At 33.5% G+C, this 21,990-nt stretch carries 16 protein-coding genes; 3 read left to right on the top strand and 13 right to left on the bottom strand.

Annotation, left to right across the window (positions count from 1 at the left end; all coding sequences use genetic code 11):
• The first annotated feature begins 5 nt into the window (after nucleotides 1-5).
• A complete protein-coding gene (locus AAGV33_RS03840) occupies nucleotides 6-1,946 on the top strand; it encodes an OmpA family protein (protein WP_373390629.1) in 1,941 nt (646 codons plus the stop codon).
• A gap of 346 nt (nucleotides 1,947-2,292) precedes the next feature.
• Entirely contained in the window at nucleotides 2,293-2,646 is a 354-nt protein-coding gene (locus AAGV33_RS03835; protein WP_373390628.1) for a flagellar motor protein MotB, read from the top strand.
• Nucleotides 2,647-2,786: 140 nt separating this feature from the next.
• Here the strand turns inward: AAGV33_RS03835 and AAGV33_RS03830 are convergent, their stop codons facing one another.
• The 6 genes from AAGV33_RS03830 to pyrR form a co-directional block, all read right to left on the bottom strand.
• The gene (locus AAGV33_RS03830; RefSeq protein ID WP_373390627.1) at nucleotides 2,787-3,293 is read right to left on the bottom strand and encodes a CAP domain-containing protein; all 507 of its coding nucleotides are present in this window, start codon (nucleotides 3,291-3,293) and stop codon (nucleotides 2,787-2,789) included.
• Between the two features lie 160 nt (nucleotides 3,294-3,453).
• Nucleotides 3,454-4,098: a pyridoxamine 5'-phosphate oxidase gene (pdxH, locus tag AAGV33_RS03825; RefSeq protein WP_373390626.1), complete on the bottom strand. Its 645-nt coding sequence runs from the start codon at nucleotides 4,096-4,098 to the stop codon at nucleotides 3,454-3,456.
• A 32-nt stretch (nucleotides 4,099-4,130) separates the two neighbouring features.
• Nucleotides 4,131-5,036 carry a ribonuclease Z gene (locus AAGV33_RS03820; RefSeq protein ID WP_373390625.1) on the bottom strand — a complete coding sequence of 302 codons (906 nt, stop codon included), beginning with the start codon at nucleotides 5,034-5,036 and terminating at the stop codon, nucleotides 4,131-4,133.
• 87 nt (nucleotides 5,037-5,123) lie between these two features.
• Entirely contained in the window at nucleotides 5,124-5,459 is a 336-nt protein-coding gene (locus AAGV33_RS03815; RefSeq protein WP_373390624.1) for a ribonuclease Z, read from the bottom strand.
• Nucleotides 5,460-5,517: 58 nt separating this feature from the next.
• On the bottom strand, nucleotides 5,518-6,444 hold the full coding sequence (locus tag AAGV33_RS03810; protein WP_373390623.1) for an aspartate carbamoyltransferase catalytic subunit: 927 nt from the start codon (nucleotides 6,442-6,444) through the stop codon (nucleotides 5,518-5,520).
• Nucleotides 6,445-6,500: 56 nt separating this feature from the next.
• Nucleotides 6,501-7,040, bottom strand: a complete 540-nt coding sequence (gene pyrR / locus AAGV33_RS03805) for a bifunctional pyr operon transcriptional regulator/uracil phosphoribosyltransferase PyrR (RefSeq protein WP_373390622.1) — start codon at nucleotides 7,038-7,040, stop codon at nucleotides 6,501-6,503.
• Nucleotides 7,041-7,241: 201 nt separating this feature from the next.
• Between pyrR and AAGV33_RS03800 the strand changes: the two genes are divergently transcribed.
• A complete protein-coding gene (locus tag AAGV33_RS03800) occupies nucleotides 7,242-7,415 on the top strand; it encodes a hypothetical protein (protein WP_373390621.1) in 174 nt (57 codons plus the stop codon).
• A gap of 196 nt (nucleotides 7,416-7,611) precedes the next feature.
• On the opposite strand, the gene AAGV33_RS03795 is transcribed toward AAGV33_RS03800, so the two are convergent.
• From AAGV33_RS03795 to AAGV33_RS03765, 7 genes are all read right to left on the bottom strand, one after another.
• Nucleotides 7,612-8,853, bottom strand: coding sequence for a cellulase family glycosylhydrolase (locus AAGV33_RS03795; RefSeq protein WP_373390620.1), 1,242 nt, complete (start codon nucleotides 8,851-8,853; stop codon nucleotides 7,612-7,614).
• Nucleotides 8,854-8,980: 127 nt separating this feature from the next.
• The gene (locus tag AAGV33_RS03790; RefSeq protein WP_373390619.1) at nucleotides 8,981-10,669 is read right to left on the bottom strand and encodes an endo-1,4-beta-xylanase; all 1,689 of its coding nucleotides are present in this window, start codon (nucleotides 10,667-10,669) and stop codon (nucleotides 8,981-8,983) included.
• A 30-nt stretch (nucleotides 10,670-10,699) separates the two neighbouring features.
• The gene (locus tag AAGV33_RS03785; protein ID WP_373390618.1) at nucleotides 10,700-11,749 is read right to left on the bottom strand and encodes a DUF5627 domain-containing protein; all 1,050 of its coding nucleotides are present in this window, start codon (nucleotides 11,747-11,749) and stop codon (nucleotides 10,700-10,702) included.
• 46 nt (nucleotides 11,750-11,795) lie between these two features.
• A complete protein-coding gene (locus AAGV33_RS03780; RefSeq protein WP_373390617.1) occupies nucleotides 11,796-13,556 on the bottom strand; it encodes a RagB/SusD family nutrient uptake outer membrane protein in 1,761 nt (586 codons plus the stop codon).
• A 29-nt stretch (nucleotides 13,557-13,585) separates the two neighbouring features.
• Nucleotides 13,586-16,600 carry a SusC/RagA family TonB-linked outer membrane protein gene (locus AAGV33_RS03775; RefSeq protein ID WP_373390616.1) on the bottom strand — a complete coding sequence of 1,005 codons (3,015 nt, stop codon included), beginning with the start codon at nucleotides 16,598-16,600 and terminating at the stop codon, nucleotides 13,586-13,588.
• 45 nt (nucleotides 16,601-16,645) lie between these two features.
• Nucleotides 16,646-18,541 carry a RagB/SusD family nutrient uptake outer membrane protein gene (locus tag AAGV33_RS03770; RefSeq protein WP_373390615.1) on the bottom strand — a complete coding sequence of 632 codons (1,896 nt, stop codon included), beginning with the start codon at nucleotides 18,539-18,541 and terminating at the stop codon, nucleotides 16,646-16,648.
• Between the two features lie 11 nt (nucleotides 18,542-18,552).
• Complete coding sequence (locus tag AAGV33_RS03765; RefSeq protein WP_373390614.1) at nucleotides 18,553-21,765, bottom strand: SusC/RagA family TonB-linked outer membrane protein; 3,213 nt, start codon at nucleotides 21,763-21,765, stop codon at nucleotides 18,553-18,555.
• Nucleotides 21,766-21,990: the final 225 nt, after the last annotated feature.

Below are 21,990 nucleotides of genomic sequence, written 5' to 3'. Positions count from 1 at the left end.
TTATCATGAAAAAAAATATACTCCTTTGCATAGCTATGGTAAGTGTTTTTTCATTTAACATTTATTCCCAAAAAGCGAAGTTGGCCAATGCCGATAAAAAGTACGACAACTATGCTTATATAGATGCTATAAAAACCTATGAAAAAATTGCTGAAAAGGGATACAAATCAGCTCCCATGTTTCAAAAACTAGGAGATGCTTACTATTTTAATGGCGAATTAGAAAATGCAGTTAAATGGTATGCCGAATTATTTTCTATGCCTGATACCCAAATTGAACCTAGTTATTATTACCGTTATGCTCAATCGCTAAGAGCTATTGGTGATAACGATAAGGCAGATCAAATCCTTGAACAATTTGATAAAATTTCAGACAATGATAGTAGAGCAAAACTTTTTAAAGAAAATGCCAATTATTTAGATGAAATAAAAGCAAATTCTGGGAGATACAAAATAGAAAACGCAGGTATTAACTCGCAATATTCTGATTATGGATCTACTATTTACAACAACAAAATTGTATTTACTTCTGCCAGAGATACAGGAAGTTTAGGACAAAGAAAACATACCTGGACAGATCAGCATTTTACAAATTTATATAGCGCTGATTTAGGTCAAGAAAATATTCCTAGCAACCCGGTTAAATTTAATAGATCACTAAAATCTAAATTTAACGAAGCTACTCCAGTTTTTACTAAAGATGGAAACACCGTTTATTTTACAAGAAACAATTATGTGAAAGGTAAAAAAGGTAAAAATGAAAATGGAGTTACCTTAGTTAAATTATACAAAGCAACATTAGAGGATGACAAATGGACAAATATAGAAGCTTTGCCTTTTACTAGCGATAGTTACAGTACCGCCCACCCTACTCTAAGTCCTGATGAAAAAACAATGTATTTTGCCTCAGACATGTCTGGAACATTAGGATTATCAGATATTTTTAAAGTACAAATTAATGATGATGGATCTTTTGGAACTCCTGAAAGTTTAGGTTCAGCTATAAATACCGAAGGAAGAGAAACCTTCCCTTTTGTAAGCCAAGACAACGAACTTTACTTTGCCTCTGATGGACATCCTGGTGTAGGTGGATTAGATATATTTATGTCTAAAATTAATGATGATGGAACATTCAGTAAAGTACAAAATATAGGAATGGATGCCAACTCTCCTAAAGATGATTTTGCTTTTATTATTGACAGCAAAACCCGAAAAGGTTTCTTTTCTTCAAATAGAGATGGTGGACTAGGATATGATGATATTTACATGTTTTCGGAAACTCGAAAATTAATTTGCGAACAAGAATTATACGGAGAAATTACCGATTTTGATTCGAGAATAGCACTTGCTAACGCCAAGGTAACTTTGTTTGACAATAAAATGAATGCTTTAAATACAGTTGATGCTGATCAAAATGGAGGGTATCGTTTTAAAGTAGAATGCAGCAAAATGTACACTGTTAGAGCTGAAAAAGAAGAATATAATACTAATGAAAAACAAGTAACAATAGCTAAAGAAAGTGGACAAACTTATTTGCCTATTGCATTAGAAAAAGATCAGTGTAAAGTAACTCTTGGTGACGATTTAGGAAAATGTTTTGGTATTAAAATGATTTATTTTGATTTAGATAAATCTAATATTAGAATGGAAGCAGCTTTAGATTTAGAAAAAATATTAGATGTATTAAATCAATACCCTACTATGAAATTAGACATTCGTTCCCATACGGATAGCCGTGCTTCTTTCAAATACAACGAATCTTTATCTGACAGAAGAGCTAAGTCAACTATCAGCTGGTTAGTTAAAAATGGTATCAATGCCGATCGTTTAACTGGTAAAGGATATGGTGAATCACAATTAGTAAATAAATGTGCTGACAACGTAAAATGTACCGAAGAAGAACACCAAATGAATAGAAGAAGTGAATTTATAATTACAGCTTTATAATAAATCTTACCAATTATTTTAATAACCAAAAAACCTCGAATGTTAATTCATTCGAGGTTTTTTTATGCCAATAAGTTTCGATAATAAAACGAAACAATTACCCTTTTTTAAAATTCTACTTAGTTATCTAGAAAACAGCATATAAAATCTTATAAAAATGATAATAATTACATATTTGTATTAAAAAAAAGCTTATTGTGCATAATATTTAAATTTTTCTGTTAAATTTAGCACACATAATTTTTTTATTGTTTATAAAGTACAAAAATTATCAAAACAACTATTACTAAACCAAACGAGACTCTTTTAAATTTATAATATGAAAGTAACCCCAATCTTTTTTTTCATGTTAGCAAGTCTATTGTCATATAATGGCTATTCCCAAAATTCAAAAACATTTACTACTACTAAAGTTGGAGAAAAATATGCTTATGTAAATGTTACCAAAACCTATGAAAGAGTGGCCGAAAAAGGATATAAATCAATTGATTTATTTGAAAAACTAGGAAATGCTTTTTACACCGAATTGAATATGACAAAAGCAGCAAAATGGTATGGTGAATTATTTGCCATGACTTCAGATGTAAAAACAATACACTACAATCAATATGCTAAATCGCTGTACGCTATAGGCGAAACCGAAAAAGCAAATACCATCATAGAAAAGCTAAATAAAAGATTAAATAAGACGTCTAAATAACTTAATCACAAACAGAAAACATATTTATAAAAATAGAAAAAGAGCTTATAATTGGGGATTATAAACTCTTTTTTCTAATACTAAGAGAATAGATTTGGGGCAAAAACTCTCTTTTGTATTTTATTTAGAAACCAAACAAATTAATCAATTCTTGCAAAAATATTAGTATAATATTTTTTTCCGGTAGCAGCATCTTCTCTTATAGAAATTCCAAAATGAGTATAATTACCTTCTATATTTTTCTTGTGAGCTTCGCTCTTTAACCAAGCTGCAAAAGCTCCTTGAGCACTGTTATAATTATAAGCAACGTTCTCTCCTACTGTTGTAGCTCCAAGAAGTTTCATAATGTTGTTAGAACGATCTACAAAACCATCGTGACTTGGTACTTTTTTATCAATCATATAATAGTCGTGTTCTTCTGACTTATAAGAAATATGATTAATTTTCTCTAATGGATTTAAACCCACACTTATTCTGTAATCATTAATCAGCTTCATAGTTTCTAACTCGGCTTCACTGTAAACGTAGTTCTCAACAATTACAGCAGTAGTGTAATCTTCAGTTATTTCTGAAGAGTCTGAAGAGCAAGAATTCATTGTAAATATTACTGGTAAAAGCAACATTAATTTGAGTAAATTTACTTTCATAAGCTAGTAGTTTAAGTTTAAAGTAGATCGGGGGACAAACTCTTTAATAAGTTTTAATTTTTGTTTTTTGCTTACTCAAACATACAACACTTTATCGTTAAACTACAAAAATAATCGATGAACTACATCTTATTTGTTAAAAAACACTCAATTTCCTACATTAAGGTGATAATCGATCTGTTTTCCAAGAATAATCATTTTGAATAGAGTAGCGAATTCTATCATGCAATCGATTTGCTCTTCCTTGCCAGAATTCAACTTCAACCGGACGAACCAGATATCCACCCCAATGTTTAGGTCTTAAAATGGACTTATTATCATGAATGATCTCTAACTCTTTTAAGTTGGTTTCTAAGAATTCTCGAGATGGAATTACTTCACTTTGATTAGAAACTATAGCTCCTAACTTACTTCCGTCAGGTCTGGAATCGAAATAATTATCAGAAATGCTCTCAGTTGTTTTTTCGGCTATTCCTTTAATAATAATCTGACGCTCGGCTGAATGCCAAAAAAAGGAAAGACATACATTTGGATTCTGTTCAATAGCTTTTCCTTTCTCCGAATTATAATTGGTATAAAAAATAAAACCTTCTTCGTTATATTTTTTTAAGAGCACTACCCTAGCCTTTGGAAAACCATCCAAACCAAAAGTAGAAACTGTCATCGCATTGACTTCTTCATTTCCTCCAAAATCTTCTACTTCGTGAAACCAACGATGAAAAAGATTAATTGGGTCTTCCGGAATATTAGATTCTAATAATTCACTTTTTTCATAAGATCTTCTGTAATTACTTAAATCTTCCATGGCATTTTAATTATAAAATATTAGTGTAAAAACTATAAATCGAAACTTTTTCCATCATCTGCTAACAGCACATTCGGGAAAATAGTTTCGGCTTCTTCTTTAAATAACGAAATAGCATCATAGCGCGTCGAATAATGTCCTAAGACCAGTTTACCTACTTGAGCTTTTTTAGCAATTGTAGCTGCTTCTATGGCTGTAGAATGCATGGTTTTAGTTGCAAGGCTTGCTTCAGATTCTAAAAAAGTAGATTCGTGATACAAGACATCTGCATTTTCTATTATTGGAATGATGGCTTCGTTATAAATGGTATCCGAACAAAAAGCATAACTTTTAGGTTTTTCAGGATCGAAAGTTAATTTTTCATTTGAAATCAAAGTTCCATCATCCAGCAGAATATCTTTTCCGTTTTTTATATTTTGGAAATAACATTTTTCAATTTGATATTCGTTAACGGCATCTACATTTAATTTTCGTTCGGCAATTTTTTCTTCGAATAAAAATCCATTGGTATAGACACGATGTTTTAGCGGAATGGTTTTCACCATCACTTTATCATCTTCAAAAATTAACTCGCTTTGGTTTGAGGTTAATTCGTGAAAATGCAAACCAAAATTAGGCCATGAATTAGACAATCGCAATTGCAGTAATATGATTTCTTTTATTCCTTTGGGACCATAAATAACCAAATCGTTATTTCGATTCAATAATGAAAAAGTTGAAATCAAACCAATTAATCCATAAAAATGATCTCCATGTAAATGCGAGATAAAAATATGGTTAATCTTAGAAAATTTGATTTTGTTTTTGCGAAGTTGCACTTGGGTTCCTTCGCCACAATCAATAAGAAAAAGTCGATTCTTTATTTCAATTAACTGTGAAGTGGGATTAGTAAATGTACGTGGAGTGGCCGCATAACAGCCCAGAATAGTTAATTTCAAAGTGTATTTGGTTAACTGGTTATTTGTTTAATCGTTATATAAAAAATCATTCGATTAAACTTTTAAACGAATAAACAATTAAACGATTTAAAATCCTAAGTCTCTTTCTATTTCTTCCATCTCAATAATATCATGAGCTTCTAATAAAGACGGAACTACAGTGAATTTTTCAGGTAAAGCATTATAATCAAAATCTGCAACTACAACTATAAACGATTTCTTTGATTTTTTATGTTTTTTAGACATAGGTAAAAACAATTTTAAATCATCAACTGGTAATTCCTCTTTATAACCTAAAAGATCAATTATAATATTATGCTTTTCGTAACTCTTATATTGATGCGTAACCTTCATTAAAAAAGAAGTAAAATCGCCTTGAGTATCTTTAATTGTAATGGTATGGTCTTTTTGATCTACTTTCATAGCTGTAAAATTTTAATTATTGGGATACAAAAATCTAAAGTTACTAAGATTTTTTAACTTACTGAATTTTTGAAGCCAAAAGATAAATAACAGCCATTCTAATCGCCACTCCATTTTCAACCTGGTTCAGGATAACTGATTGTCCAGAATCGGCTACTTCAGATGTAATCTCCACTCCTCTATTTATAGGTCCTGGATGCATGATTACAATTTCTTTATTCAAAGATTCTAATAAAGTTTTATCTACACCATATTGTTGTGCATATTCTCTGGTTGATGGAAAATAATTCACATCCATTCTTTCATTTTGAACGCGCAACATATTAGCAACATCACACCATTCTAAGGCTTTTCGTAAATTAGGTTCTACTTTTACACCAAGGGATTCAATGTATTTTGGAATCAAAGTTTTAGGACCACAAACTTTTACTTCGGCACCTTGCATTTGCAAAGCATAAATATTAGACAAAGCGACTCTTGAATGCAAAATATCGCCTACAATAACTACTTTTTTTCCAGCTACATCACCAAGTTTTTCTCTTATTGAATAACTGTCTAACAAAGCCTGCGTAGGATGTTCATGAGCACCATCACCCGCATTTACAATACTTGCTTTTACATTTTGTGATAAAAAGTGAGCTGCTCCAGGATTAGCATGACGCATCACCACCATATCTACTTTCATAGAAAGAATATTATTTACGGTATCAATAAGTGTTTCTCCTTTTTTAACCGAAGATTGTGCTGCCGAAAAACTAATTACATCAGCCGATAATCGTTTTTGAGCTAATTCGAATGAAAGTTTGGTTCTGGTACTGTTTTCGAAAAAAATATTGGCAATAGTAATATCTCGTAACGAAGGCACTTTCTTTATAGGACGATTAATGACTTCTTTAAAATGATCCGCTGTTTCAAAAATAAGGTCTATATCATTTTTGTTAATATATTTGATACCTAATAAATGATTTACGCTTAATTCTTTCATTCTTTTACGATTATTATTTTATTATAGATGGACTTTTTAGCTGTTTATTTTTCTAGTTAATTGGTAACTAAATACACGGCATCTTCTCCATCATTTTCTTTCCAACTCACTTTTACCTTCTCATTATTAATAGCATCTACTTGCCTTCCTCTATAATCAGGCTGAATAGGCAAATTGCGGCTAAAACGTCTGTCAATTAAAACTAATAATTCTATTTCTGAAGGTCTTCCAAAAGATTGTACTGCAGTTAATGCTGCTCTAATACTTCTGCCTGTAAACAACACATCATCAATAAAAATGACTTTTTTGTTTTCTACAATAAAATTGATATTGGTTTTATTAGCTTCCAATGGTTTTTCGGTTCTTCTAAAATCATCTCTAAAAAATGTGATGTCCAGATAACCTAATTTTATTTCCGGAGTATTGTATTCTTTTTCTAATACTTCTTTTAGTCGTTCTGCTAAAAAAGTTCCTCTAGGCTGAATACCAATTAAAATAGTGTCTTTAAAATCGAGATGTTTTTCAATTAGCTGACAAGCCAAACGATGAAGAATGATATTGACTTCTTTGGAATTAAGCAAAACTTTTTGAGTCATAGTAAAGAGTTATGTTGGGTTGTGCAAATATACAAAATCAGATTTATAACCTTAAAGAATATCTAAATTTAAAATTTGAGTTAAAGATTACTCTCATAGTTTGAATAATACAACAAAACAGTAAAATTATATAATATTGAATATTTATTTATAAAGTACTTTTAAACCAATATAATTAACTAATTTAAAATCCTAGAAATCATGCAAAATACATTAAAAAGAACATTATTACTATTGATCGTTATGTTTACTTTCACTAGCTGTGAAGTTATTGGCGATATTTTTAAAGCAGGAATGGGCGTTGGAATATTCCTTGTTATAGCTGTTATAGCACTTATTATTTTTGTGATTAGCAAAATAGGCGGAAAAAAATAATACAATGACACACCATTACTTTTTCTATTATCTTGGGTAAAGTGGTATTCTAAAAAATAACTACTTAATCGTGGAATAAATAGGGCTAAATAAAAACGCCCCAAAAAGTTTGATTTTTTGGGGCATAATCTAAATTAAAATTACTTTTCTTTTTAAGGTAAATAGTTCAAAATGATTGGCAAATTTTTATTTTAAATCAATTACAAATAACCTTCTTTTTAGCATATTCTTTAAACCATTTATTCACTGGATTTGCACATGCCTGTGGATCATTATCATAAGCAATACCTCCGTTTACAGATCCTTTATCGATAAGATTTTCCGGGGATAAAACATTCCAGCTTACGTTACCAGATTCATCACCAAGCACTTTGAAATTAGCTCCAAAGCCCCATCCTCCTGCGGTTCCTGTTACTCCTCCTTTTCCCCAAACTGCATATTTTTCTGGTCCCCAATCAATTTCTGTAATAGCTATTGGTGCTATATCGGCTACAGGTTTTATGTTTTCATTCCAATTGGCTCTAAACAATGAAGGGCTATTATTGTCTTTTCCCCAATATCCCGGATAAATATGTACAGCGTAGCCAATATTATCTCCTTCTATTGGATTAACAGCATAACCTTTATATTGTGATTGCCAACCAGAACCTGGAATCCAAAGAATATTATTAGCGCCATTTGTTCTAATCATATCAACAATGGGTTGAAAAAACAATTTCAACTGATCAAAATGAGCTTGGGTATTAGCTCCATAACTACCATCGGGAAGTTTAATTCTTACGGGTTCATTGGCTAATTCAAACATCACATGATCTGAATTTTTTAAAGAAGGATGTTTCGAAATATAATCCCAAATTACTTTTAAATAATCATGATAAGCATCTCCTACCGCTATATGCTCAGGACAAACACCAGGCGGACGCAAAATAATGTACATTCCCCTTGTTTTTGCGTGTGCAATAAGCGGAAGAATAACATTATCAATAGCCGATTTAAACCTTTCAAAATTAAATTGTGAAATATCATTTTCCTGAATACCTGAAACACCCAAATTATTAGTCCAATAAGGATCGATATGCAGTCGCACATAATTAAGATACCAACCTTGCTTGGCATCAGATAACTTATTCATTACCGCTTTATTATAAGCCAAACATCCAGCTACGTCATAATTATTCCAACGCCATTCGCCAACAGCTCCTCCATTGAACCAAGGACTTGGAGTCATGGCAACCCCATGCATATTAATTATATTACCACAAGGATCTTTTAAATATTTGCCAACTACTTTTAATTTAGGCGTTGCCAATGGCCAGGAAATGGTTTCTTCAACTGGTACTTCTTTAACAGGTCCTGTTTTGATTGGAGTATCATCCTTAGAACAGGAAAACAAAAACAAAAAAGCAAATTGAATGCTTAATAATTTATATAATTTCATTCTGACTGATTTTTAAATTAATAAACCCTTTGAACGTAATTAAAAAATAAGTACGCCCAAAGGGTAAACTCAAACTAGTTATTTATGATTGATTTTAGATTATAAAGTATTTCGACTATTATTATGCTTATTTTGAAGATTTAAGACCTTCGGCAAAACCAGTATAGGCAGGCTTGCGAGTGTAATTTAAATTCCAAAGTCCGATAGGTTCTCCACCTCTCCATGATGAATTAGCTGGACTATCTGTCGCAGCCCATTGAGTAATACCGTAACGTTGAGCAGCTGGTACAATGTCAAAATAAGCTTCTACTATTTCTTTATAAAAATCTGACATCTGCTGTAGTTGGGCAGGAGTAACATTTTCCGTTTTTATTATAACTCCGCCCACTTTGATTCCCATATCAAGTTCCGATATTTTCACGAGTTTGCCAGTTGCTGCTAATTTCGTCAACATTGTTCTGATCCTCTCAATGGTCGTTTCACCAAAGGTTACATGCATCTGAGTACCTATACCGTCAACAGTTTGTCCTTTACTTTCAATGTAATTAACATACTGAATAAGACCGTCACATTTATCACCGCCTCCTTCTAAACCGTAATCGTTGATAAAAAGTATATCGTTTGGATTTCCATGTAGTCTGGCCAGTCTAAACGCTTCCACAGCATAATCCTTTCCTAAATAATCTTGCCAATAGAATTCATCAGCAGCCATATTAGTTTTACCAACACCTGTTTTTAACTCAAATTGATTTGGCCAATCTGACATTGGCTCATTAACAACGTCCCAGGCTTTTACATAAGGAGCACAATTAGTAACCATACCAGTTATCCAGTTATCCAGTGCTTCACCAATGATAACTTTCTTTTGTTCTGGAGTTTTTTCGATTGTAGCTCCACCAAAACCGCCAAAACCCTCATCAACTGCCGAACGTACACGCGTAGAAGTAGGTCCCCAACCTCCCCAGCCAGCTAAAGCAGTCTCAAAATCTCCACCAGAAATTATATCGACATTAGAACCTGCTTTTCTCAAAGTAATATTATCTATAAAAACAGTACCATCAAATTGTCCATGATTAAAAATAAATCTATTACGAGCGGCAGTAGTCGTTAATCTTAGTTCATACTCTTTATAGGAAGTTGTTAATACAATATTACCAAAATTATTACCTGAATAATTTGATGTAGCTTGCAAATCAGAACTAATAGTACCTGCCTTACTACCTTTTGCAGCAAACTTTAAAATATATTCCACATTTAACTCCGTTGGTGTAATATCATAAATTGTTTGTACCACCCATGGGTTGACAATTGAAGAATTAGAAAATTTAAGTGCATAACCACTTTCTATAGGTTCTGTCCCTCCAGGTATCTTTACAGGAGCAATCAATTTATTCAGATAAGTCGCATTTTGATTGGCATGCCAACACAGTGTATGCCCAAAAACAGAAACATTAGCTGCAGCTGCAGTTTCTAAAAGTTCTTGAACCTTATCAAGCTTTAATGTTCCATCAGCTTGAACTATTGCTCCATGTTTCATTTCGTAGCCCAAAGTAATCTCATCAAAATTCCTATTGGCTAATCTATACATCAAACTCTTGCTTGTATATTCATTCAAAGAAACTCCCAGCCCTAATTTAAAATTAGGATTAGCTGTTCTGTCCACATAAGACTTTAAATCAGCATAGGCATCTATTACCTCCTGATCTGCAATATTCGATGGCTTTTCAACTTCAAAAGGGAGCAGATGTGATTCAGTACAGGATGCTAATGAAAATAGCAAGGCTGAAATTGGTAAAAATTTAAATATATTTTTCATTTTAAATAGTTTAAATTAACGATACAAACATTATTGTAAATTATTGAAATCTGGAGTAAATACTTCAGCTTTAACTCCTCTATTTCTGAGAACTAAAGTATCAGTGGTTGAAATATTAAAATTGCTATAATTAACATTATAACTTAAATACATCGCATCACGATCTTTAGCACCCCAGCTGTTTTTTTCTCCTCTTTTAACAAATTTTCCTGAACCTGTTGCGGTGTAAGAGGAAGGATTTGAAGACGATACTGTGATATTTCCTGACTCTTTGTCAACAGTAAGGACTAAATTTAAATTAATATTATTCCCCGAAGCATCTTTGTAAGTTACAGGAAAATCAATTGTTGACAAAGACAAAGTATTAACTTTAAACACATCGTCTTGTTCAACATATTGTTTACGTCGAACATCGGTTCTATTTTGTGCAGCATTAGAAGTATTTGTATAAACATCAACACCTCTTCTTAAATAAAAACCATCCCATGGGTTGATATATTTTATTGCATAGAATATGAAATCCTTGGGAGCAGAAGACCATTGTCCGATAATTGCTTTATTATTATTAGCGTTAGGAACCAAAGGAGTTCCTGACAAAATAGTATCTGCATTTACAACATTAGTCATCTGCAATGGAATAACATAAGTTTGTTTAACCGATAAAGGGTCTGCAAAAAAAGCATCTGTCAATTGTACATCAATTCCTCCTGTAATTTGTCCTTTAGAAATAACAATTTTATTGGATTCTAATGAATAGTAATTACTTGGCATAGCCACTATTGGATCTCCCCCTGTCCTAAACAACAGACCCGAGGTTAAAGAATTAGCCACTTCTACATCAATGGTAACATCTTTGTCATTATTATAAACCCCTCCTAAGGTGGCCATAATTCTACACTTATAATCATTATCTAAAGTCGTATCAAAAACGTCTTCACCTAATGTTATGGTTCTGACAGGAAATTGATAGGCAAAATAGACTGATTGGTAGTCAAAATTACCGAAATCAGTGTCTTGATTCGTACAAGAAGACAAAGAGACCAATAAAAGGACTAAAACCGAAAATATTTTATTTTTCATTTTTTATTGAATTATATTAAATAAATATCAAATAGAGTGACATTGATTATCTCCACCCTTTATTTTGAGTTAGAGCATTGAACTTCAAAGTTTCTAGGTATGGAATAGGACCATAAACCATATCTGGAGTAAAAGTTCTTTCCTCAACCTCAGGAATAATGGTGAAAGTAGGTGAACCAGAAGTGGTTTCGATATTAACGCCTCTAGCAGGTTCTGTTAAGTTTTGTTTCCATCTGCGTAAATCCCAAAAACGGAAACCTTCAAAACATAACTCTAAACGACGTTCGTTTCTAATTAGAGCACGCATAGCGTCCTTGTCACTACCTATCGACTCCAAGTAAACATCATTAACAATACCAGCTCTATTTCTCAAAGCTCTAATTACATCATAAGCAGAGAAACCATAAGTAGAAGTACCACGTGGACCAAAAGCTTCGTTTGCTGCTTCAGCATAAATTAGATACAGTTCAGTATATCTCATTCTTGCATTGTAGTGCCTTTGTTGTGTTCTTGTTTGAGGGTTCAAGTTAACATCTTGTCTTAAAAGCTTTTTCATGTAATAACCTGTTCTTGTAGATGTCTCAACTCGATTCAATCCATCAATAGTAGTACTATTACTAGCAGTAGATATAACCGTATTTGCTACTCCAGCAGCTGTCCCATTTAACAAAATGTAATGATTCAAACGTGCGTCACGGTTTGCATAAGGATTAGCGGCATTATAATTACTCAAAGGATTAGTAATAGGATATCCATTCGCAGCTGGGAAAGCATCCACTAAATTTTGAGTTGGATTCAAACGACCACTACCGAAAAGCGAAGGTGGAAAATGTTCTAACTCCAGGTTATTGCTGTTAGCAATGTCTCCTCTCCAAACTACTTCTCTAGAATTAACACCTGAACCAAGTGTTTCAATCTCAGCATTACGATACCATGTTAATCCATTCGGATCTATACCACCAATACCTCCGTTAAGTAATAACAAATCACCTGCAGCGTTTGCAGCTTGAGTCCAAGCAGCTTGAGAATTATTCAAATTAAAAGCAGGACTAGCTGCTAGTAATGCAACCTGAGCTTTTAAAAACATAACAATACGCTTTGTAACTCTACCTCTAGCTTGATTATCAAATACTCTATTATAAATACTTAAATCAACATCGGGAAAACCAGCAGGTACAGCAGTGGCAGTCTCATAATCTAAAGGAAGTAATTGACTAGCCAATTCAATATCACTATAAACCTGATTCAAACACTCTTGAAAAGTATTACGAGGAATATTAAAATTAGATGTTATTGATTCTGGTTCTAATAAAATAGGAACACCTAAAAGTTGGTTGTTATCCGTTACACCAGAGTGAGCCTGTAGAAGAAAATACATATACAGTGCTCTCAAACCATAGGCTTCACCCTTAAGTCTGCGTGCAAAAAGCGATCTTACAACTTCATCATTTGCCCAGTTTACTTTATCTACTTCTTGAATAAAGATGTTAAGATATTGAATAGCGGCTTTAGAGTTATTCCATTGATCAAAAGGATTAAAATTAGAATCCCATTGTCCAGTTGCAGCTCTTCTAAAGTTATTTTGCAAGTTATTAGTAACTGCATTATCCGTAGCAACATCATTAAAACTGTAACCATTGGTTGGTATTCGAGTGTAACCATTTAATAGAATACCAGCAGCAAACTCAGGATCAGCATACGCAGCATCAAGTTCTCTGTTATTAGCAATATTAGGCTCAATCAAATCATCACAGCTCGTGAAAGTAAGAACAAACGCTGTTATTAAAATAAGAAAAAAATTATTCATGTCTTTAATTTTTATAATGATTTAATGAATTAAAAAGAGGCTTTCAAACCTAAATTAAAAAATCTGGTTTGTGGAGCACCGCCAATGTTTAACTCCATCAATTCACGCTCTTGTGATATGGTTAATAAATTAGCCCCATTTACATAGGCACTCAAATCACTTACAAAAGTACTTTGTAAAATTCGCTTAGGAAAATCGAATGTAATTTGTATTCTGGACAAATCAAACCTATTTGTGCTGTACATCCAAAAATCAGAATTACGATAATTGTTATCAGAAGTAAAGGTTGTTAATCTAGGAAAAGTAGCTGTTTCACGATTTTCAAAAGTCCAACTATTTCTAACGTTAACCGAATATTTATCAATACCATCAATGTTAAAGTACGCACTTTGATTTTTCAAAGCATAAGCACCAAACTGTGCTGTAGCCATAGCAAATAGAGTTAAATTCTTCCATTTGGCGGTAAAGTTCAAACCACCAAAGAGTGGAGCGCCATTAAAACCAGCTTTTCCTAAATAAACTTCATCTTGGGCATTAACAAGACCATCACCATTTACATCTTGGTATTTGATATCACCTGGTTTCACATTACCAAAAGCAGAAACTGGACTACTCGCAATATCAGCTTCATCAACATAGAAACCAAGATTTTTAAGACCATAAATATTATCAATAGGTCTTCCTTGTCTCAATTGATAATCAAACTCAGACACTTCATCTCTCTGGTCAATTTTACTATGGTAATAGTTACCCGTAATACCCAAAGATAAATCAACTGCACCCACTTTTTTGTTGAAATTGATATTAAAATCGACACCAGAACGGTCGTCATTATTAATATTAAAAAAAGGAACAAAAGAAGAATTAGGGAAACCATTGCTAAAATAGTTTGGTGTTCTGTTTGCTAGAGGAGCAATATTACCTCTCATTTGATTCATATAAAGAGTACTATTCAAAGTGATCATACCCTTAAAGAAAGATGCATCAATGGTCGCATTAACTTCCCTTCTCTGTGCAAAAGTTAAACCTAAATTTTCTCCCTGTCTTGAATCAGTACTCCTATTTAAAGCTCCATCTCTCCAGCTGAACCATTGTCCGTCTGTTTGTGAATAGATTTGTTGGTAACGGTAATAACCGTTAGAACTTAAATCAGTATGTAAAATACCCGCAGAAAAGCTCAATTTCAAATTATCAACTGATGTAGAATTCTTCAAGAAGTTTTCTTCGCTCAAACGCCATCCTAAAGTAAGCGTAGGAGAAGGCATCATACGTTTCGACTCAGCAAATCTGGCAGAATGCACGATAGCTTGATTAAATTCTGCATAATACTTGCTATCAAAATTATAGCTCATATTCAGACCTAAATTGGCATTACTTTCTTTATGGTAATCACCTGAAGCAGTACGTTGAAAACCATTCACAATAAACATAGCTCCAAAATTATTTTTTTCAAATTGACGCTTGTAATCTAAGTGTGTAGAAAAACTTAAAATTTGTCTGTAGAAACTATTTGCCAAATTCTCAATTCCATTGCGCGTGTCATCATTGATTTTTTGAAGACTACCAATCTGATCAAAACCAGCAAAAGTGTTCCAAGTAGGACTATAAACAGCATAAGTATTATTGAAAGAGGTACTATATTGCGTATCGTAATCAATCCCAAAATCTGTATGTAGAGAAAGTCCTTTAGTTACACTACTCAAATTAGCATCTACTCCTGTATTGAACTGAAATTGGCGACTAACAAAGTTACTGTAACCTCCAGCATAAGCTGCTGCAAAAGGATTTGTCATTTCTAATTGATTACCACCCAATAAGAATCTTCCATCAACTAAGTTCTTACTATTTCTTATCAATAATTGAGATGCCTCATCAGAAGCTTCAATTAAATCGATTGGAATTAAGGGTGTGTAACGGAAAGGTCTAAGAGTGGCAGCACTTTGCCAATAGTTAGCATTTATACCTCTAGAATTAGAATAAATGGCATTGACTCCTATACGAGCTGTTATGAAATCATTAATAGCAACATCAACATTACCCCTTGCGTTAAAACGAGTAGTTTGATTGTTTGCTGCTTCTCCAAAATTTAGCAAATCACCATTATTAGAAAAGTTAACAACAGTATAATATTTAGCAACATCATTTCCTCCATTGATTTCAACGTTAGCATCGTATCTTCTAGAGAATTCTCTTAAATATTTTGAAGAATAATAATCTACATTAGGATAACGAAATTCATTTCCCGAAGCATGATTAAAGATATCTTCATCACTGTAAAGTGACGAAAGACCATCATTAATTAAAGCCTGATTGTAATACGACATATACTCTGCTGAACCTAGGTACTTAGCATAACGCTTTGGAACGTCAATACCAGCATTGGCACGAACGCTAATTTGTTGTTTTTGAACTTTACCTCTCTTAGAAGTTATATAAACTACACCCTGAGCAGCACGACTACCATACAATGCAATAGCATTTACACCTTTCAAAAAGGAAATTTGGTCAATTTCTACTGGAAGTATGGTTCCTGGATCACGTGGAAAACCATCGACCAAAACCAAGTACCCACCTTGACCCCAAATGTTGTAGTTAAAACCACCAACTAAGGACTGCATTCCGTCTAAACTGTAGGTAGAATAACTTTTATTCAAAACCTCCTCAACATCAACAAAAGAAATACCACTAGAAAGGTCTCTTTCATTTACTTTTTGGAAAGCCACTTGAACTTTATTCTCTTTAGATAAAATTAAATTTAAATCATTTTGATCGGAACTTACTGTAAACTTTTTACCTGTGAAACCTTTGGCAACAACTGATAACTTTGACCCAACAGGAACGCTTATTAAAAACTTCCCATTAGCATCCGTAATTGTTAAAATATTGTCTTTTTCACCAACAAGAGAAGCACCAACAATAGGTTTTCCTTCAGAACTACTAACTATACCATTAACATCAATTTTGTTAAGTTGAGCAAAGGATATTGTAGGAGAAAAAGCAATAATTAAAAAACATAACACTATTCTTAGTTGTATATATCTCATTATTTTCTAATTTGTATTTATAATTTTTAAAATGATTGTAAGTTATTACCATCCTGGGTTTTGAAAAAACTCAGCATATAAACTTACATCACTGTTTTTTAATGGCAACCAATAGTGTTTTTCGGAAAAATTCCTCTCCAAAATAGTTACTTGTCTCAAGTTGTTAACTTTATTAGTTTTCGGTGTAGCTGGATTAAATGAAGCATCACGATCAAACTCGATTGATTTTTTTAGCGTGTAAGGACTTTTAATCAATAACATCCATCTACGTAAATCATTAAAACGGTGTCCTTCAAAAGCTAATTCAACAGCACGTTCTCTTCTCAATTCAGGCAAAAACGCACTAACAGAACCTGTAAATCTAGAAGCAACATGACCCACACCCGCTCTATCACGAACAAAGTTAATAGCTTCTACTGCAGTTTTACTGTAAGAAGGATCTTTTGCCGTAGGAGAATTATAAGCAACTGCAGTAGCTTCTGCATACATCAAATAAACATCAGATAAACGCATCCAAGGTAAATGAATGTTCAAGTTACTACCCCAGTCATAACCACCGTCATATAAGTTCGCAGTGATAGGAATAAATTTGTACAATAAATAACCTGTACGACTACCCGTACTGATATTTCTATAACTACCACCTGTATATAAATTAGCATTACGATTAGCCACGTTATTAGCAGGCATCGTTCCATTAACCATTTTTACCCCATCATAAATAATGTCATTATAAAAACGAGGATCACGATCTTTCCATGGATAAGATGGATCATATCCAGAAACTGGATCAGCTTGAGTTGGATCAGCAATTGGTAAGCCATTAGCCATACCATAATTATCAACATAATTAGCAGTAGGCAAAAATTTAACGTCACCATCTGTCAAAATTGGTGCTGGTTGGTATTGTTTTGCAGTACCATAAGTGGAATTGTGCGCACCTAAGTAAGGACCTCTAAAAATTGCCTCAACACCACCTGGTATGGCCCAGTTCTGACCAGTTGTGTAAAAATTATCACTGTATTTTGCAAAAGGCAATAAAGCATGCTTGGATCCCCCTGACTCTGTGATGTTTAATAACTCAGCAAAAGCCTCGCTAGCTTTTCTACAAAATTCAGTATTATAGCTTTCGCTACCTGTTGAAGCTTTATTCATTAATGGACTACCAGCCCACAAATAGTTTTTCCCTAGATAACCCAAAGCCATGATTTTGTTGATGCGTAAGGCATTTTTAGTTTCAGTTCTTTTACCAGTTACCGTATTGTCCCAATCTGCAGGTAATAGGTCTGCCGCTGCTCTAAAATCTGCTGCTGCTCTCTCTGCACATTCTGCATAAGATAATCTTGGCAAAGTAATAGGCTCATCGGCAGGAATTACTTTATCAACGTAAGGAAGACCGCCAAAATACTGCATGAATTGAAAATGAAACCAGCCTCTAAAGAATAGTAATTGTCCTTTTATTAAATCCTTTTCTTCTTGCGTTGCTTCTTGCAAAAGATCAAGATTAGCTAAACCCAAATTGGCTTTACGAATACCATACCACCCCAAAGTGTATAAATCCTTTTGAAAACGATCGCCATTAGTTCTCATATTTCCTCTGTTTCTATTCATCCAACCCGCTTGCCAACCATCATGTTCAGATTGCCAACCTAAGAAATTTCCGTTATCGATTTTTACTACAAAATGAAAATCACGGGCAGTTGATTGAATTTCATCTTCACCCCAATTCCAAGAGTTCGTCCAATACGCATTAGTAAAATCTGGAATACACATATATAACTCTTCCGTAAAGCCCTGAAATCTTGTAAAATTCTCATAAGCTGCGGTTTCTGTAACAATATTTTCTGGTTTAACATCTAAATACTCTTCACAAGAATTTGTTGCAAGTACCAAACTAAAAAAAACACTATATTTTGCTATTGATTTAAAATAATTTTTCATAATTCTAAAATTTAAAAAATAATATTAGCACCTAAATTAAAACGTCTAACAGTTGGGTAAGCCCCTTGTGAAGCCCATCCCGTTCCTGCAAAATTACTCTCCCTATCGTCTGGCATTTTAGACCAAAGGTATAGGTTATCACCATTCACAAATACTCTTACATTTTGAATACCAAGCGCTTTTACAAAAGAAGTTGAATCATCAAAAGTGTAAGCAATTTCAGCATTTTTTAAACGAACATACGAACCATCATACATAAAACGTTGTGCATTATTGTACTGACTAGGCGTTGACAACCAACGAGGCATAGGTATATCTGGACTGGTATTGTCTTTGCTCCAATAAGAGCCTTCATCATAAACTACAGTATTTTGACCCGCTAAACTCCCTAAAACAACTTGACGTGTTACATTGTTCACACCATAAAATTGAACAAAAAAACTAAAGTTTTTCCAATTTAAACCAAAATTAGCATTGTAGGTATTTTGAGGTACACCTGCAAAACCAAAAGGAACATCATCAAAAGCATTAATAACACCATCAGCATTATAATCCAATAAATTTAAGTTTCCTGGTAATTTGAATTGATCGTTAGCGTCCGTTCTTGTACTTGCATATAAATCATCCCAAGTATTATAATACCCCTGAGCAACGTGAGCCCTAGCTTGACCTAAAGGTCTCCCCACTCGCTTTTGATAATCTTCTAACAGCTGTGGATCATCTAAGTTAACAACATTACTTTTAGCATGAGTCATATTCAAATCTGACCATAAATTCAAGCCATTTGCGAAAGTATGATTCAATTTTAATTGCAATTCAAATCCTTTGTTATCAACCCTTCCAAGGTTTGCTGGTGGAGGATTAGAAGCTCCATAATAAGTTGGTATTGCTCTATTAGAACCAGCAATTAAAATATCAGTTCGTCGGTCTTGAAAAACATCTACTGAACCCTGAACAAATCCTTTAAGAAAACCAAAATCAACACCAAAGTTGGTTTTTGTTACTTTTTCCCATCTTACTTCTGGATTTCCAATAGAATTTTCAGTGTACCAAACATAAGGACTTTGCTCTCCCCCTTCTCCATTAAGTCCTAAGTTAGAACGACCACCGAAACCATACAAAGTTTCATATAGAAATCTACCACTTACAGAATCATCTCCAACTTCCCCGTAATTGACTCTAAATTTTAATAAATCTACAAATGATTTGGTTTTTTTCATAAAGTTCTCTTTTGAAACAATCCAACTCAAACCTCCTGATGAAAAGAATCCGTAGCGATTATCGGTACCAAATTTTTCAGATCCATTGTAAGCACCATTGTATTCAGCAAAATATTTCCCCTTATAATCATAGGTAGTACGAAAAACCCAATCCTCACGGCGACTTGGAATATTTGAACCGGTGGCAAACTCATTACGGTTTGCTAAAGCCAATACGCCAATATTGTGATCATCACTTATTACCGTATTATAATTTAGTTGTGCTTGATAAAACAATCTTCTATAAGACTGCCCATTATTTACAGCACCCGGATTAACCGTCCACCTAATTCCATCTTGAAAATCAAAACGGTTGTTAGGATCAAATGCCCTCTTGTAAATAGCATTACCAGTTGCAGGATCAATCCATTTTTCCTGTGTATTATTAAACAAATCATTTACACCTCTTGAATCCTCGCGAAAACTATTATCAAAAGCTAGCATTCCTGTAAAAGATAAACCTTTAACAAACATATCTAATTTCTGATTCAAAGAGAAATCGGTATTTATACGAGTAGTCGTTTGGTATTCCACCCCACTAAGTGATAAACTACGAACAGAGTTAGAAGCCCTACCTTCATTAGGTGCAAAATACCCCCAAGAATTATCACTTTCATAAAAAGGAAGAAACACATCTGGAGCAGTTGAATAAGCTGCGTCCCACATTGTGTATTCATTGTTACGTGCACCAGGCATCTTTCTGATACCATGCGAACCAGATAAAGTTACCTTAAAAGTAGTAGTAGGACTAAAAGTAAAATCTAAATTTGATCTTACATTCAATCTATCAAAACCATAACCTCCCTCGTAACCTCTTCTATTATCCGCTTTTCTAAAAAGATCTCCTTCATGCAGGTAATCAATACTAGAAAAATACTTCACAAATTCAGTACCACCACTAACGTTTAAACTGGCATTGTGCGACATCACAAAATCCTTAAACAAAGTTTTTGCCCAATCCACGTTAGGGTAACGCTCTCTTTCTGCTTGATCTGCAGGGAAACGATACTTATCAATAATATCCTGAGGCAAATAATTATTCCATGATTCTGGAGATAATGACAACTCATTTTCTATAGCTTGATTTCTGATAGTCAAAGCATCATAAGCATCAAACTTATTAGGCAAACGAGATGGACTCTTCATGGTAGAGTTTACCCTAGCACGGATCAAGGCCTTACCCAAACTACCTCTTTTAGTGGTAATCAAAATAACACCATTGGCACCTCTACTACCGTAAACTGCTGTCGCGGAAGCATCTTTTAATACCGAAACGGTCTCAACAGAACCAATATCAACACTATTCATAGGACGTTCTACACCATCCACCAGCACTAAGACATCAGAACCATTAGGCGAAGTAGCACCACGTATTACAATACGAGGATCTTCTTCACCAGGCATCCCGGTACTCGCATTGGTAACCAAACCAGGAGCATTACCAGTTAAGGCTGCTCCTAAACTTGAAACCCCTCCGGCACGCTCTAAAGTCTTACCTGAAACTTGAGAAATCGCAGCTACTAAGCTTTCTTTTTTCTGTGTTCCATAACCTACAATAACAACCTCTTCTAAGGTTGTTTGATCTGTTGCCATCACAATATTAATTACAGATTGCGCACCAGCTTTTCTTTCAATAGTCTTGAAACCAATACTAGAGAATACTAAAATGTCATCAGCTGACGTTAAAGTGATTTTATATTTTCCATCAAAATCAGTTATAACGCCTAAATTAGGCTTACCCTTAACCGATACTGTAACGCCCGGAATAGGCAATTTATCTTCAGAAGAAGTAACAGTTCCTGAAACAGTAATTTGTTGACTGAATGTTTTTTTGTCAGTTAATGATAAAGGAGTATTAACATCAGCTCCTTTAGCCAATAATACATTCGAAAACAAAAACTGAAACAAAACTCCCATTACCACGAATTTACCTTTTCGTGGAATTTTTATTAATTGTATTTTCATATTAATATTTTGACATTTTTTTTAATTTATTACAAATTAGAACTTAATTTATTCAACACAACATTTGAAACTTTGAACGATTTTAATACCTAACGATAGCCAAAACATATTTAAGGTAATCTGGATGTGCGGATTAAGTTACAATGAAAAAGCTCCAGCTAAAGAAATCAAAATCGAAGTTTCAAAAAAGAGGAGATTTTAAGAGAATGGTTATTTCATAGGCTT

This window comes from Flavobacterium magnesitis, from assembly GCF_041729735.1.
Taxonomy (GTDB): Bacteria; Bacteroidota; Bacteroidia; order Flavobacteriales; family Flavobacteriaceae; genus Flavobacterium; species Flavobacterium magnesitis.
Note: the sequence above shows the minus strand (reverse complement) of the source record. Positions and strands in the feature narration are given on the sequence as shown.